The organism is Clostridium sp. X, from assembly GCF_055755365.1.
Genome location: NZ_CM146912.1, coordinates 591,328 through 606,787, shown reverse-complemented (window position 1 = coordinate 606,787; position 15,460 = coordinate 591,328). Strand labels below are relative to the sequence as shown.

Below are 15,460 nucleotides of genomic sequence, written 5' to 3'. Positions count from 1 at the left end.
AAATTATTAGATAAATAACTATCATGTTTTCTAAATAGCAAATAATTGACTGGGGGATGATGATTATGAAATATGATGTAATTATAGTAGGAGCAGGCCCAGCAGGGATTTTTACTGCATTAGAATTAGTTAAACAAAATAGCAATAAAAAAATATTAATCGTTGAAAAAGGTACGAGTATAGATAAAAGACACTGTCCAAAGGATAAAACAAATGAATGTATATCTTGTAAGCCTTATTGTCATATAACAACTGGTTTTTCAGGAGCAGGAGCTTTTTCAGATGGTAAGCTATCTCTAAGTTATGAAGTTGGGGGAGATTTGCCACAATTAATAGGAGTAAGAAAGGCACAAGAATTTATTAATTACACTGATAAGATATATCTTGAATTTGGAGCAGATACTAAGATAGAAGGAATAGATAGCACTGAAGAAGTTAAGGAAATAAGAAAAAAATCTATAGAAGCTGGACTGAAATTAGTAGATTGTCCAATAAGACATTTAGGAACAGAAAAAGCTCAAGAGATTTATTTAAAGATACAAAACTTCTTATTAGATAATGGAGTAGAAATTAAGTTTGGAATGATAACAAAAGACATAGTCGTTGAAGATGGCATGGTAAAAGGAGTAGTAATAGCAGATTCAAGAACAAAGCAAAATGAAGAAACTATCTTTGCAGATAAAGTAGTTATAGCAGCAGGAAGAAAAGGTGCAGATTGGCTTAAGGAGATATGTACAACTTATGGAATTAAACATAGTGCAGGTCCAGTAGACATTGGAGTTCGTATTGAAATTAGAAATGAAGTTATGGAAAAAGTAAATGAAGCTCTTTATGAATCAAAGCTTGTAGGTCACGTTGAACCTTTTAATGATAAGGTAAGAACTTTCTGTCAAAATCCAGGAGGCTTTGTTAGTCAAGAAAACTATGATAATGACTTAGCTATTGTAAATGGTCATTCGTATAAAGAGAGAAAATCTGATAACACAAACTTAGCAGTACTAAGCTCACATAACTTTGCTGAACCATTTAATCAGCCTATACAATATGGAAAGAAAGTAGCTGAACTTGTTAACATGCTAGGAAACGGAAAAATACTAGTTCAAAAATACGGTGATATATTAGAAGGTAAGAGAACTTGGCAACATGAATTAGATCAATCAAACGTAGTTCCTACATTACCTGATGCAGTAGCTGGAGATTTAACTTCTGCTATTCCATATAGAACTATGGTTAATATATTGAACTTTATAAAATCTATGAATATAGTGGTTCCAGGTTTTGCAGGTAAAGAAACTCTACTATATGGACCAGAGATTAAATTCTATAGTAATAAAATCACTGTAGATAAAGAGAACTTTGAAACAAATATTAAAGGACTTCACTGTCTAGGAGATTCAAGTGGATGGACACGAGGACTTATGATGGCATCTGTAATGGGTGTATTAATGGGTAGAAAGATAGAAGAAGAGAATAAATAAATATAATTTTAAGTAGGTGTAGTCTAGAAATAGGCTGCACCTTTTCTAATATAATAGATATGAAGATTGATTTTTTATAATCCTATATCTTTTAATAATTCTTTTGCTTTTGTAGACTCTGTTATTGGTACATGGATTTTTATAAACATACTAGGCCCTGGAATGTAACTATACATATCGTTTATATAATATTTTATTCCTTCGGAAGTTAGAATTGATTTTGCCAGTGCTATTAATCCTAAATTATTAGTCTCTGCAATGGCTATAAGTTCTACATATTCAAATTCTGATTCAGATTCATTTGGTAATTGTTCTATTAACCCACTTCCACAATCTGCACAGGTATCAAAGCCATCTACATATTCACTCTTACATTTTGGACAGAACATTTTTTATACCTCCTGTTTTTAGGTGACTACTTCTCAAACTACTACGTGTGTTTTTGAAAACTCTTTTTTTCTATCTTAAACTTAAAGTAAATACTAATAATATTGATTAGTGAAATTATTATAATTGAACCTAAATAAATTATTATTCCTATTCCTTGACTTATGCCATCTGATTCTGTTAAAAACCACCATACACTCCCTGATCCTAATATAATTACATTGATTATAATTGATTTATAAATAGTTGTAAGTGGGTTTTGGTGTTTTTTAAGACTTTCCCAACTAAACATAAAAGAAGTTAAGAGAGATAATGCAATTAATCCACAAAATACAATGAACTTAATGTCAATGCACCTCCGAGTTTACTTACTCTAAATAGTGTTATTACATGATACTACAATTGAGAATTACTTATTGGTAATTATATCATATAATTCAAGTTAATTCATTATTAATAGTCAGCTTGTTATGTAGTAGGTATATTATTGAAGTACTAGTCATACTCATTTATTAAATATTACTTTGAAAACAGGTGGTGTAACATTGACATGTATAGATGATTTGAGTCAGTGTAAGATGTTTTATTGTTCTCTAAATAAGATTTCACTTGATAGCTACTTACATTTTAAGATTCCCTAACTATAATCGTTTTATAATTCATAGTATTTTATATAGCTACTTTACACGAATAGCAATAATTACATAAGGACTTCATATTATATTTTTAAAATAATGTAACATAATATAATTATAAGAGTTCCTATTATATATTTGATGCAAGTACATATTGGCCCAACATTTTTAAGAAAGGGAATCTAACTCTTTTTGTGTAATGAAACTTTTAAGTACATTAGTACATTCTAAAGTACGTGAGACAAAAAGCAGATACCCACCTGTTGAAAACAGGTCCAATTATTACTTGCAAACTAATATAATGGGGGCTTTTATTTTAAAAATATATAATGTTTCTATGCCGGAGGTGCTATATGATTGGTTTAATAATGAAGTTGATTATTTGTCCTATTACCTTAATTATTTCTAATTATATTTTTGGATTGCAATATACATTTATACAAGCTATTATGGTTGGTATTATTCTAGCCGTTGCTGCTCATATGATGGAAGTTTTAATTTTAAAAAAGGGAACATTTTGGATTAGTACAATAGTTGATTTTATTGCTGCATTTGCAATAGTTTACCTAAGTCAATTCTTTTTTAGAAATGTATATATAACTTTCTTAGATGCATTACTTACATCTGTGTTGTTGACAGTTACTGAATACTTGCAACATACCTATTTAATTAGAACTTACAAGACCAAGAAAACTGAGGAGTAACTCCTCTTTTTTATCTCAAATAATACTCCATATATGTCCTATACTGATAACGGTATCTATTAAACATGTAATATGATAATAAATCTAGTTTTAACACATTTATATTACAACGCAAAAACACCGTAAAATTCAGTTTTGAATAATACGGTATTTAAATTAAGAATTAGTTAAGCTAACCCCGATATATCAACTTCAAATATTATTATAAATATAATAAGTGTTATTATTGCAAGAAACCAAGCTAAAAGAGGCTTTCTATAATGTAAATATAGCAGCAAGAACATAATTATACAAAATATGCCTGACCACACTATACTCCAACCATTATCATATTGAAAGTATCCTAAAATATATGAGATATATTCAACAACAATATAAAGTGACACCCAAAAGGATATATATATTACCTGATTAAACCTATCTTTAGGGTAGTGGGGTATAAATACTAGAATTGTAGATGGAAATACAGTAATCATTATTAAAATATTAATTAATGTATGATTTAATGATGGGCATACATATTTCCAAAGCGTAGTATTATGGAATAGTACGTTATATATTAGATCCCCTATAATAAAAAACTGAATTGTTGAGTAATACTTATTCCAGTGTTTCCAATCTCCCCACGTATAGCAAATCAATAAAGATATAATCATCACTGTTATGTGAAAGTAAATCATTATAGTAGTTCTCCTTTAGTAATTAATATCCCCTATAAAAAGTTTACTATTATATATATAATTATAAAATAAATATAGAGGTATATATATTATGAAGGAATATAGGTGATTCCATCCTGTTGAGTGATACAATCCTAACCAAGAGAACAGGGGTTCAAATATAAATGCACAAAAGACTCCAAATACTATTGATTTATATATGGCTTTAATTGCAGGTTTATATTGAAGGAAAAACATTATAGCAATAGGAAATAAAGTAAAATACCAAGGTATGAATATAGGTATTAACGGAAGCACTTTCCAATCATAGTGCCAAGCGCCATAGGTAATTCCTATTAAATCTAAAAAGCTTGTTGTTATAACAACTATCATACCTGTAAATAGGAGCCTGACTGTATGTTTTTTACTTCTAAATTTAATCCAAATAATCCAGGGAATAATACTTAAAATTAAACCTAGCCACCAACGCCAACTAAATAATATTTCTTCCTTCCATATCTCAATTAACATCTTATTTACATTATTAAAAATATTATAGATCTCATCTAGATTATCGGTATAATGCATTCTAATCACCTAAGAATAATATCTCCTAATAAACTTATAATAATTCTTAATTTATAATACTTACTTTAAACTTCATTTATATTAGGACTTAAAAACACCGTAATATTCAGATTTGAATATTACGGTGTTAAAAATAATTGTTCAGTTTTTATAGTTATATTACGAATTAACTATTTTTAAAATAATATCTCTTAAGGATACTATTGAAAACTCATCATTTTCACAAGCAGAAAGTAAACTGTAAACTCCATTTTTTTCTGTTACTTTAAGAAATTCTTTAAGATAATCTACTTCTATTTTATCTAACTTAAAGGCAGGGCTTTTAACGTTAACTTTTTGAAGATGAGTAGTTGGAAAACTATCGTCAAAGCCTTCTAAAAATACTATTCCTTGATTGTAATAACCTTCACCTGTTATTACTTCATCTGTTCTACAAGTCCATATTTTGCCACAGTTCCTACCTTCTGATTCTTTACAATCATGTAGCACAACTTTATCCCCTTTTTTTAATAACTCTCTTTCCATTTCCATTCTCTCCCCCTAAACTCCTAACATAACATAGTGATTCATAATTGATATTAATCAATGGTAATTATATCACATAACTAAAATTAATTCATTTTAGTATATAGCTAACAATACATATTACTAACTTTATCTTAATTATGTGACATTTATAGTATAAGAACGCTTGTTATACATTTCTCTATATCTGCATATTTACTTTATAAAATATTAGAGGGGGACTTTCTATGGCACTATATAGACAATTACAATTATCATTTTGGAGAGATGGATTTAACACCAGAAGAAAAGTTTTTCTATATTTATCTTTTTCAATGCTCAAGCACAAAACAATGGGGAATTTTGAGCTTCCTAAAAGACTTATTGAATATGAGAATGGATATAATAGAGAAACTATAGACAAGCTATTAGAAAGATTTATTAACTATGGAAAAATAGAATACTGTGAAAAAACAAAAGAGATAATGATCTTGAACTGGATAAAGTACAACTTTATCAACAGTAGAAATACAATTATGTGTATAAATAAGGAGTTAAAGGAAGTTAAGAATGTAGAATTTGTGGATAAGTTTTATAATCAGTGTGAAAAGTTAGGATATCCTATGGAGGAGATTTTTAAAGATATCCATGTAATTTCTAATAAAACAAGGGGCTTATAAGCCCCTAGGGGAAGAAGGAATTAAAGAAGAAATTAAAGAAGAAATTAAAGAAGAAGCAGAAGAAGTAGTTTCAGTTGCTGTTGATACAAAAGAAGCATTTAATAATATTGGCATTATAGAATTAACAGAGGTTAACAGTTTAAAAGATTAGAGTAGAGATGTAAGAGTTAATTTGAAAGTGACAATGCTAGAGTTTCCCTATACATATATTAGAGCAGGATAGATGAAAACGGTTAATTAAGATAATTTAATTAAAGTACTTTACAAAGCCCCTAGGAATATGTGTATAATAGTTACTGCATATTGTTTGAAATGTAGGATAGATTTGGCTAAAATTGAAAACATGCGTGTATAATATTAAATAATTTATATAAATCATATGTAATTACATCAAAGGAGGGCAAACAAATGAATAAAGAAATAATTTATACAGTGCAAGAAAATTGCGTAGGCTACAATAAGTGTATTAATGGATGTCCAGTGACTGGTGCAAATGTATCAAAAATCATAAATGGGGAAAATATCATTCAGATTGATTCAGAGAAGTGTATTACTTGTGGTCTTTGTATTGATGCCTGTGATCATAATGCTAGACAGTATTATGATGATATAACTAGATTTGTTGAAGATCTAAAAAGAGGAAAAAAGATATCTCTACTAGTGGCACCTGCTATTCGTGCTAACTTTAGTGATTACAAGAAGCTATTTGGATATTTAAAGTCGCTTGGAGTAGAGCTTATATACGATGTATCTTTGGGTGCCGATATTACTACTTGGGCATATCTCAAAAAAATTAAAGAAGAAAACTTAACCTCAGTAATCGCACAGCCCTGTCCCGCTATAGTTAACTATATTGAAAAGTTTAGTGCTGAGTTAATACCGCAGTTATCACCTATTCAGTCACCTATGATAAATACTTCAATTTATTTGAAAAAATATGTAGGTTGTGATGATGCACTTGCATTTTTATCTCCATGTATAGCTAAGATTAATGAAATTAGGGATAAGAATACAAATGAGCATATTGAATATAACGTAACATTTAAAAAGTTAAAGGAATACATAGAAGATAATAATATTAATATAAGCTCTTACAAAGATGTAGATTTCAGCGATATGGGATGTTCTATTGGTTTATTATATAGTAGACCAGGTGGACTAAGAGAAAATGTAGAGGCTAGAGTTAAGGGAGCATGGGTTCGTCAAATTGAAGGACAGAGTCATGCTTATAAATATCTACAAGACTATAAGAATCGTTTAGATAAAAATAAACCTTTGCCATTACTCGTAGATATTCTAAATTGTACTTTTGGATGCAATGTAGGTACAGGCACTACTAAGGAAGTTGATTTAGATGATATTGATATGTTATTCAATGATATGAAAAAAGAAAAGTTAAGTGCAAAGGGAAAACTACCTTTAACAAAAAGAATTGATGAAATGTACAAGCTGTTTGATTCAAAGCTGAATATCAATGATTTTACGAGAAAATACTCAAATAAATCTATAAATATAGAAAAATGGGAAGAGCCTTCAAAGAGTGATTATAAAGATATACTTTTAAAGCTACATAAGTACTCAGAGAAAGAAGAAAAAATTAACTGCTTTGCTTGTGGTTACGGAGATTGCAAAACCATGATAAAGGCAATTCATAATGGAGCAAACAACTATGAGAATTGTATTCGTTATAATCGAAAAGAGCTTGAAATAGAGCATGATAAGATAAATGAAAAAAATAATGAATTAGGTGATATTCTTAATAAAGTAAATGCTATGAACGAAGAAAAGCTTGGCCAAGTTGAAAACCTAAAAAATGTTGTAAGCATAGTTTTAAACTCAATAAATGAAATGAATGCTGACAGTCAAGAAGTAATGGCTGGAATTGAGAATATAACAAATGAAGTAGAAGTTACTCTTACTGCATCTAATGATTTAAAGTTAAACATAGAACGGGTTAGGGAGAAGATTAATAAGTTTTCAAGTGCAACAGGTGAAATTGTCAATATTTCTGAACAAACAAACCTCCTTGCCCTAAATGCAAGTATTGAAAGTTCAAGAGCTGGAGAACAGGGTAGAGGATTTGCTGTTGTAGCAAATGAAGTAAGGAAGTTAGCAGAAAACTCAAGAAATGTAGCTGAATCTACTAAGACAGATGAACAGGATGTATTTAGTTCTATTCTAAAAATTGTAGAACAATCGGCAACGGTTGAGAGTAGAATGGAGACTATTAATGGTGCAATATCAAACATTTCTGCAAGTCTCGGGCAGATAACTGAAACAAATCAATCTATAGCAGATTCAGTAGTGCATTTAGTAGAGCATTAAAGAATGGATAAATTTAAGACATATTTTCAAAAGTAAGGTTATAACATAACCTATATTAATAGTAAATTAAAAGCTGTGCTGAGTAGATCAGGGCGGCTTTTTTGATTTAGAAGTGATTATCACATGAGCCAAATCCTATATATTATGTATAATGAAGTATACATAGCCTTGCGTATCAATATAATCATGGCAATGATATAAAGAGGAAATAAAAGAAATATAAGCTTCTTTGAGCTAGACAAGCAGTATTGAAGATTTGCTTAAAACTATATGTGATAAGATATTCCTTGTCGCTTCGAGAGAGCGAAGAAAAAACAATTTCAACTAAAAAAAGTCGTTGACAAAACAACTTAAAGTTGATACAATAACTAAGCTGTCGAAAGGCAGTAAAGAAAACTTGGTCTTTGAAAATTAAACAGAAATTAAGGTGAATAAAATGCCAGTCAATAACTTTAAGTAATGAGTAACAGATTAAACTTTTAAATTGAGAGTTTGATCCTGGCTCAGGACGAACGCTGGCGGCGTGCCTAACACATGCAAGTCGAGCGATGAAGTTCCTTCGGGAACGGATTAGCGGCGGACGGGTGAGTAACACGTGGGTAACCTGCCTCAAAGAGGGGGATAGCCTCCCGAAAGGGAGATTAATACCGCATAACATTATCTTCTCGCATGAGAAGATAATCAAAGGAGCAATCCGCTTTGAGATGGACCCGCGGCGCATTAGCTAGTTGGTGAGGTAACGGCTCACCAAGGCGACGATGCGTAGCCGACCTGAGAGGGTGATCGGCCACATTGGAACTGAGACACGGTCCAGACTCCTACGGGAGGCAGCAGTGGGGAATATTGCGCAATGGGGGAAACCCTGACGCAGCAACGCCGCGTGAGTGATGAAGGTCTTCGGATTGTAAAGCTCTGTCTTTGGGGACGATAATGACGGTACCCAAGGAGGAAGCCACGGCTAACTACGTGCCAGCAGCCGCGGTAATACGTAGGTGGCAAGCGTTGTCCGGATTTACTGGGCGTAAAGAGTATGTAGGCGGATATTTAAGTCAGATGTGAAATTCCCGGGCTTAACCTGGGCGCTGCATTTGAAACTGGGTATCTAGAGTGCGGGAGAGGAAAGTGGAATTCCTAGTGTAGCGGTGAAATGCGTAGAGATTAGGAAGAACACCAGTGGCGAAGGCGACTTTCTGGACCGTAACTGACGCTGAGATACGAAAGCGTGGGGAGCAAACAGGATTAGATACCCTGGTAGTCCACGCCGTAAACGATGAATACTAGGTGTCGGGGGGTACCACCCTCGGTGCCGCAGCAAACGCAATAAGTATTCCGCCTGGGGAGTACGGTCGCAAGATTAAAACTCAAAGGAATTGACGGGGACCCGCACAAGCAGCGGAGCATGTGGTTTAATTCGAAGCAACGCGAAGAACCTTACCTAGACTTGACATCTCCTGAATTACTCGTAACAGAGGAAGCCCTTCGGGGCAGGAAGACAGGTGGTGCATGGTTGTCGTCAGCTCGTGTCGTGAGATGTTGGGTTAAGTCCCGCAACGAGCGCAACCCTTATCGTTAGTTGCTACCATTAAGTTGAGCACTCTAGCGAGACTGCCTGGGTTAACCAGGAGGAAGGTGGGGATGACGTCAAATCATCATGCCCCTTATGTCTAGGGCTACACACGTGCTACAATGGCCGGTACAACGAGAAGCAAACCCGTGAGGGGGAGCCAAACTAAAAAACCGGTCCCAGTTCGGATTGTAGGCTGAAACTCGCCTACATGAAGTTGGAGTTGCTAGTAATCGCGAATCAGAATGTCGCGGTGAATACGTTCCCGGGTCTTGTACACACCGCCCGTCACACCATGAGAGCCGGTAACACCCGAAGCCTGTGAGGTAACCGCAAGGAGCCAGCAGTCGAAGGTGGGATTGGTGATTGGGGTGAAGTCGTAACAAGGTAGCCGTAGGAGAACCTGCGGCTGGATCACCTCCTTTCTAGGGAGAAATGAAAGCTCACAGCTTTCATAGACTGGAAATAATTTATCCTTAATTCTGTTTAATTTTGAAAGACTAATGTCTTTCTAGGAAGCTAAACACTACGTGTTTGGCAAAGCGACCATCACAAATCGAAGATTTGGATGTCTGCTTCTGTTCTTTGAAAATTGCACAGTGAATATTAAGAAATCTACTATAACTAAGTAATTAGTTTTAGTAATAAATCTCACTCAGTATATCTGAGGAGTGAAGTCTTGTATAACATTTATGTTTACAAGCGTCTAACGATCAAGTTAGAAAGGGCGCACGGTGAATGCCCTGGCACTAGGAGCCGAAGAAGGACGCGATAAGCTGCGATAAGCTACGAGTAGGCGCACACAGCCTGTGATTCGTAGATTTCCGAATGGGGAAACCCACATGATAAACATCATGTACTATATACTGAATTCATAGGTATATAGAGGTACACTCTGGGAACTGAAACATCTAAGTACCAGAAGGAAGAGAAAGAAAAATCGATTCCCTCAGTAGCGGCGAGCGAAAGGGGAAGAGCCCAAACCAGAAACTTTGTTTCTGGGGTTGCGGATAGATCATAACGCTTCAATCTTTTTAGTCGAAGAGAACTGGAAAGTTCTGTCGTAGAAGGTAATAACCCTGTAGGCAAAAAGAAGAGAGAAGTAGATCTACTCCAGAGTACCACGAGACACGTGAAACCTTGTGGGAAGCTGGGAGGACCATCTCCCAAGGCTAAATACTACCTAGTGACCGATAGTGAAGCAGTACCGTGAGGGAAAGGTGAAAAGAACCCCGGAAGGGGAGTGAAATAGAACCTGAAACCGTGTGCCTACAATCGGTCGGAGCACGTTAATGTGTGACGGCGTACTTTTTGTAGAACGGGCCAGCGAGTTACGATATGTAGCAAGGTTAAGCACCTACGGTGCGGAGCCGAAGGGAAACCGAGTCTGAACAGGGCAACTAGTTGCATATCGTAGACCCGAAACCGGGTGATCTATCCATGGCCAGGATGAAGCGGAAGTAAAATTCCGTGGAGGTCCGAACCACGTTGGTGTTGAAAAACCATGGGATGAGCTGTGGATAGCGGAGAAATTCCAATCGAACTCGGAGATAGCTGGTTCTCCTCGAAATAGCTTTAGGGCTAGCGTCGGGTAATTAAGTAGTGGAGGTAGAGCACTGAATGGGCTAGGGGCTGACAACAGTTACTGAACCCTATCAAACTCCGAATGCCACATACTGGTACCCCGGCAGTCAGACTACGAATGATAAGATCCGTGGTCAAAAGGGAAACAGCCCAGACCATCAGCTAAGGTCCCAAAGTGTAAGTTAAGTGGGAAAGGATGTGGGATTTCTAAGACAACTAGGATGTTGGCTTAGAAGCAGCCACTCATTTAAAGAGTGCGTAATAGCTCACTAGTCGAGAGATCCCGCGCCGAAGATGTAACGGGGCTAAAACTTACCACCGAAGCTATGGATGTGTACTACGTACACGTGGTAGAGGAGCTTTCTGCACAGGTAGAAGCCATATCGTAAGGAGTGGTGGACAGTGCAGAAGTGAGAATGCTGGCATAAGTAGCGAGAAACAGGTGAGAATCCTGTTGGCCGAATATCTAAGGTTTCCTGGGGAAGGCTCGTCCTCCCAGGGTTAGTCGGGACCTAAGCCGAGGCCGAAAGGCGTAGGTGATGGACAACTGGTTGATATTCCAGTACCACCAAAATGCGTTTGACAAATGGGATGACGCAGGAGGATAGGATGTGCGCACTATTGGATGTGCGTCTAAGCACTTAGGATGTTGAGTAGGCAAATCCGCTCAATTTAAGTCTGAGGTGTGATGGGGAGCCCTATGGGCGAAGTATCTGATTCCACGCTGCCAAGAAAAGTCTCTATGGAGCAAATTGGTGCCCGTACCGCAAACCGACACAGGTAGATGAGGAGAGAATCCTAAGGCCGTCGGAAGAATTGCTGCTAAGGAACTCGGCAAATTAACCCCGTAACTTCGGGAGAAGGGGTGCCTCCGAGAGGAGGCCGCAGTGAACAGGCCCAAGCAACTGTTTATCAAAAACACAGGTCTCTGCTAAAGCGTAAGCTGATGTATAGGGGCTGACGCCTGCCCGGTGCTGGAAGGTTAAGGGGAATGCTTAGCGCAAGCGAAGGTATGAACTTAAGCCCCAGTAAACGGCGGCCGTAACTATAACGGTCCTAAGGTAGCGAAATTCCTTGTCGGGTAAGTTCCGACCCGCACGAATGGCGTAATGATTTGGGCACTGTCTCGGCAGCAAATCCGGTGAAATTGAAGTGCAAGTGAAGATGCTTGCTACCCGCGGTTGGACGGAAAGACCCCGTAGAGCTTTACTGTAGCTTAGCATTGCATTTCGGTATTGTCTGTACAGGATAGGTGGGAGACTAAGAAGCGAGAGCGTCAGCTTTCGTGGAGTCGTCCTTGGGATACCACCCTGACAGTACTGGAATTCTAACTGGCGGCCATGAATCTGGTCACAGGACATTGCTAGGTGGGCAGTTTGACTGGGGCGGTCGCCTCCTAAAAGGTAACGGAGGCGCTCAAAGGTTCCCTCAGCGCGGTCGGAAATCGCGCGTAGAGTGTAAAGGCAGAAGGGAGCCTGACTGCGACACATACAGGTGGAGCAGGGACGAAAGTCGGACTTAGTGATCCGGTGGTTCTGTATGGAAGGGCCATCGCTCAACGGATAAAAGCTACCTCGGGGATAACAGGCTGATCTCCCCCAAGAGTCCACATCGACGGGGAGGTTTGGCACCTCGATGTCGGCTCGTCGCATCCTGGGGCTGTAGTCGGTCCCAAGGGTTGGGCTGTTCGCCCATTAAAGCGGCACGCGAGCTGGGTTCAGAACGTCGTGAGACAGTTCGGTCCCTATCCGCCGTGGGCGTAGGAAATTTGAGAGGAGCTGTCCTTAGTACGAGAGGACCGGGATGGACTGACCTCTGGTGCACCAGTTGTTTCGCCAGAAGCACAGCTGGGTAGCTATGTCGGGAAGGGATAAACGCTGAAAGCATCTAAGCGTGAAGCCCACCTCAAGATTAGATTTCCCATAGCGTAAGCTAGTAAGATCCCTGGAAGACTACCAGGTTGATAGGTTAGGGGTGTAAGTGCAGTAATGTACTCAGCTGACTAATACTAATAGATCGAGGACTTGATCTAAATATTAAATTCACTGTGCAATTTTGAGAGAACAATCTCAAAGGAAACTCCTGAACTAACGTTCATGAGTACTCTGGCTCTAGAAAATCATAGATTTAAAGAGCCAGAGCATCTGGTGATTATGGCGTGAAGGATACACCCGTACCCATCCCGAACACGATGGTTAAGCTTCACAGCGCCGATGGTACTGCACTGGAGACGGTGTGGAAGAGTAGGACATCGCCAGGTAAGTTAAAAACACTAAGCAAACGCTTAGTGTTTTTTTATTTTATAAAAGAGTATAAACGATTTATATACAAAAGAATTGAATCTAAAAATCATATTTGAAAAATGATTAAAAGAATAGTATATTTTTAAGTAATCTTCATATAATATAAATAATGTATTCGGCGATAGCTCAACGGTGGAGCACTCGGCTGTTAACCGATAGGTTGAAGGTTCGAATCCTTTTCGCGGAGCCATTATATATTAATTATTACATATTAAGATAAAAGCACTAAAAAAAACTGCCTGTTATAAAGTAGACAGTCAAATGATAGAAGATATTAAGTTGATAAAGTCACATATTCATTGAACTTTATCAACTTAATATTTTTTGTAATTTTTTTGTATCGACAAAAGGAATAGTCCTTTGATAATTATAGCTACTTCAATTTTAAAGAGTGATAAAACAGGTTCAGTTGATGGAACATTAATTATGGGTAGATTTATAAGTGAAGTATTTATAAAAAGACTTGAAGAAACAAAATCTGAACCTTTATCAGATAAAGAACAGTATCAAGAATGTTTAAAAGTCCTGATACTGTTTTTTTTTATTGGACTATTTGTGAACTTTAGATTCCAATAGTTAATTTTAGGTGAACAGTTGGGTGGATTTATTGAAAAGTACTTCAAAATTTATTAACATAGTCATGGGTATATTTTAGTTAAAGATTTAGTATAGCTATAGAATCTATGGATCATGTGGTAATTAATTTGTAATATTATAAAGATAAATCTCTATAATATTGAGGAGGAAGGTATTTGATTGATTTTAACTTAGAAATAAAAAAAGTACAACCTATAAGTATTGAAGATATGGAATCAAATCAGTATGAAGCTAATGACAATATTAAAAAGGCTGTTATTCTATATAATAAAGCCGTTGCTGAAATAAAAATAAAGGATTTAGATTCAGCTATAAAGGATTTAAAAAAGGCGTTATCCTATAATGACGAATTTGTTGAAGGAATAAAGCTTTTGGGATTGTGTTATGTTAATAATAAAGAATATAGAAGGGCAGAAAAAACTTTTAAAGAGCTATCAGAATACGAATTATATAGTGATTTAGCAATAGAATATATAAAAAACTCAATAATTGAAAGAACTATGTCCAAAACCATGAAGTCTATAAAAAGATATGAAAATAGTTCTAGCGATAGTTCAATTGATAATAAGGAAAATAATAAAACTACTTTTAAGGAACATCATAAAAAAATATTTATTATAGGAGCTTCAATCGCCATTAGTATAGCTGTTTTTACTATAAGCTACTTAATCGGAATAAATCTTGAAAGTACTTCAAAAAAAAGCCAAGTTACTAGCAAGGCAGTAGATTCATCCAAAAATAAAATAGATGAAACTTCTAAGGATAATGAAAGCAAAGAAGATACTGAATTAAATAAAGATATCAAAAATGTTCAGAAAGAAGATAGTACAAAGTTTGAAGAAGAGAATAATAAAGACGAAGATTTATTAGAAACTGATAAATTGCCATCAGACATGAATAAAAATAATATATGGAATATATACAATGAGGGAAACAGTTTATATAAGCAAGGAAAATATGGAGAAGCACTACCAAAGTTAAAGATAGCTTATGAAGTTAAACCAGATCCAGATCTTATGCCCTGGATTACTTATCAAATAGGAAACTGCTATAAAGAAGCTAACGATCATGCTAAAGCTATTGAGTTTTTTCAGAGGGTTAAGGATAACTATCCAAATTCTCAATATGTTTCTTCTGCGGAGAGAATGATAAATCAAATAGAAAGTAATAAAGCTAACAGAGAGTAAATATATGCCAGCACCATTAAATATTAGAAGATATTTGATGACGCTGGTATTTTAATTTTAAAGAAAGTATTATATCTATCAGACCTATCAGAGTTATGTTGAAGTCTAAAGATAAACTAAAAAAAGTAATATACTAACCCATGCGTATCAACATAAGATAAAGCTATTTATAAGGAGAATTGGCTAGATATGTTGACGTATATTATATTAAAGATAGATAACTAAAAATCAGAGAGTTAAGTTCATGATAAGATATTCCTTGTCG

The 15,460-nt window shown here is 35.6% G+C and carries 11 protein-coding genes, 1 tRNA gene, 3 rRNA genes and 1 other RNA gene; 11 read left to right on the top strand and 5 right to left on the bottom strand.

The genetic code is table 11. The features are described from left to right. Positions 1-65 precede the first annotated feature (65 nt). Positions 66-1,478, top strand: a complete 1,413-nt coding sequence (locus tag ACX0KU_RS02975; protein ID WP_472991429.1) for an NAD(P)/FAD-dependent oxidoreductase — start codon at positions 66-68, stop codon at positions 1,476-1,478. Between the two features lie 74 nt (positions 1,479-1,552). Here ACX0KU_RS02975 and ACX0KU_RS02970 read toward each other — a convergent pair whose 3' ends face one another. Together ACX0KU_RS02970 and ACX0KU_RS02965 are read right to left on the bottom strand one after the other, a co-directional pair. After that, positions 1,553-1,867 carry a putative signal transducing protein gene (locus ACX0KU_RS02970; protein WP_472991428.1) on the bottom strand — a complete coding sequence of 105 codons (315 nt, stop codon included), beginning with the start codon at positions 1,865-1,867 and terminating at the stop codon, positions 1,553-1,555. Between the two features lie 41 nt (positions 1,868-1,908). After that, a complete protein-coding gene (locus ACX0KU_RS02965; RefSeq protein ID WP_472991427.1) occupies positions 1,909-2,157 on the bottom strand; it encodes a hypothetical protein in 249 nt (82 codons plus the stop codon). Positions 2,158-2,621: 464 nt separating this feature from the next. Between ACX0KU_RS02965 and ssrS the strand changes: the two genes are divergently transcribed. Continuing rightward, positions 2,622-2,812, top strand: a non-coding RNA gene (gene ssrS / locus ACX0KU_RS02960) — 6S RNA. 41 nt (positions 2,813-2,853) lie between these two features. Further along, complete coding sequence (locus tag ACX0KU_RS02955) at positions 2,854-3,204, top strand: DUF2512 family protein (RefSeq protein ID WP_472991426.1); 351 nt, start codon at positions 2,854-2,856, stop codon at positions 3,202-3,204. Between the two features lie 167 nt (positions 3,205-3,371). On the opposite strand, the gene ACX0KU_RS02950 is transcribed toward ACX0KU_RS02955, so the two are convergent. From ACX0KU_RS02950 to ACX0KU_RS02940, 3 genes are all read right to left on the bottom strand, one after another. After that, on the bottom strand, positions 3,372-3,860 hold the full coding sequence (locus ACX0KU_RS02950; protein ID WP_472992394.1) for a CBO0543 family protein: 489 nt from the start codon (positions 3,858-3,860) through the stop codon (positions 3,372-3,374). A 39-nt stretch (positions 3,861-3,899) separates the two neighbouring features. After that, entirely contained in the window at positions 3,900-4,451 is a 552-nt protein-coding gene (locus tag ACX0KU_RS02945) for a CBO0543 family protein (protein ID WP_472991425.1), read from the bottom strand. Positions 4,452-4,610: 159 nt separating this feature from the next. Then, entirely contained in the window at positions 4,611-4,976 is a 366-nt protein-coding gene (locus ACX0KU_RS02940; RefSeq protein ID WP_472991424.1) for a hypothetical protein, read from the bottom strand. A 227-nt stretch (positions 4,977-5,203) separates the two neighbouring features. Between ACX0KU_RS02940 and ACX0KU_RS02935 the strand changes: the two genes are divergently transcribed. From ACX0KU_RS02935 to ACX0KU_RS02900, 8 genes are all read left to right on the top strand, one after another. After that, entirely contained in the window at positions 5,204-5,635 is a 432-nt protein-coding gene (locus tag ACX0KU_RS02935; protein ID WP_472991423.1) for a hypothetical protein, read from the top strand. Positions 5,636-6,043: 408 nt separating this feature from the next. Then, positions 6,044-7,960, top strand: a complete 1,917-nt coding sequence (locus tag ACX0KU_RS02930; protein ID WP_472991422.1) for a [Fe-Fe] hydrogenase large subunit C-terminal domain-containing protein — start codon at positions 6,044-6,046, stop codon at positions 7,958-7,960. A gap of 480 nt (positions 7,961-8,440) precedes the next feature. Then, positions 8,441-9,949, top strand: a 16S ribosomal RNA gene (locus ACX0KU_RS02925). Between the two features lie 286 nt (positions 9,950-10,235). Further along, a 23S ribosomal RNA gene (locus tag ACX0KU_RS02920) occupies positions 10,236-13,140 on the top strand. Between the two features lie 111 nt (positions 13,141-13,251). Further along, positions 13,252-13,368: ribosomal RNA gene (gene rrf / locus ACX0KU_RS02915) — 5S ribosomal RNA — on the top strand. Together the 16S, 23S and 5S rRNA genes with 1 tRNA gene alongside form the textbook arrangement of a ribosomal RNA operon. Before the next feature lie 158 nt (positions 13,369-13,526). Then, positions 13,527-13,601, top strand: a tRNA-Asn gene (locus ACX0KU_RS02910). 170 nt (positions 13,602-13,771) lie between these two features. Next, entirely contained in the window at positions 13,772-13,987 is a 216-nt protein-coding gene (locus ACX0KU_RS02905) for a CHASE4 domain-containing protein (protein WP_472989684.1), read from the top strand. A gap of 176 nt (positions 13,988-14,163) precedes the next feature. Further along, the gene (locus ACX0KU_RS02900; RefSeq protein ID WP_472989686.1) at positions 14,164-15,195 is read left to right on the top strand and encodes a tetratricopeptide repeat protein; all 1,032 of its coding nucleotides are present in this window, start codon (positions 14,164-14,166) and stop codon (positions 15,193-15,195) included. Positions 15,196-15,460 lie beyond the last annotated feature (265 nt).

Coding starts and splice junctions, on each gene's coding strand:
- ACX0KU_RS02975 (WP_472991429.1), top strand. CDS start 66: ATGAAATATGATGTAATTATAGTAGGAGCAGGCCCAGCAGGGATTTTT.
- ACX0KU_RS02970 (WP_472991428.1), bottom strand. CDS start 1,867: ATGTTCTGTCCAAAATGTAAGAGTGAATATGTAGATGGCTTTGATACC.
- ACX0KU_RS02965 (WP_472991427.1), bottom strand. CDS start 2,157: ATGTTTAGTTGGGAAAGTCTTAAAAAACACCAAAACCCACTTACAACT.
- ACX0KU_RS02955 (WP_472991426.1), top strand. CDS start 2,854: ATGATTGGTTTAATAATGAAGTTGATTATTTGTCCTATTACCTTAATT.
- ACX0KU_RS02950 (WP_472992394.1), bottom strand. CDS start 3,860: ATGATTATATCTTTATTGATTTGCTATACGTGGGGAGATTGGAAACAC.
- ACX0KU_RS02945 (WP_472991425.1), bottom strand. CDS start 4,451: ATGCATTATACCGATAATCTAGATGAGATCTATAATATTTTTAATAAT.
- ACX0KU_RS02940 (WP_472991424.1), bottom strand. CDS start 4,976: ATGGAAAGAGAGTTATTAAAAAAAGGGGATAAAGTTGTGCTACATGAT.
- ACX0KU_RS02935 (WP_472991423.1), top strand. CDS start 5,204: ATGGCACTATATAGACAATTACAATTATCATTTTGGAGAGATGGATTT.
- ACX0KU_RS02930 (WP_472991422.1), top strand. CDS start 6,044: ATGAATAAAGAAATAATTTATACAGTGCAAGAAAATTGCGTAGGCTAC.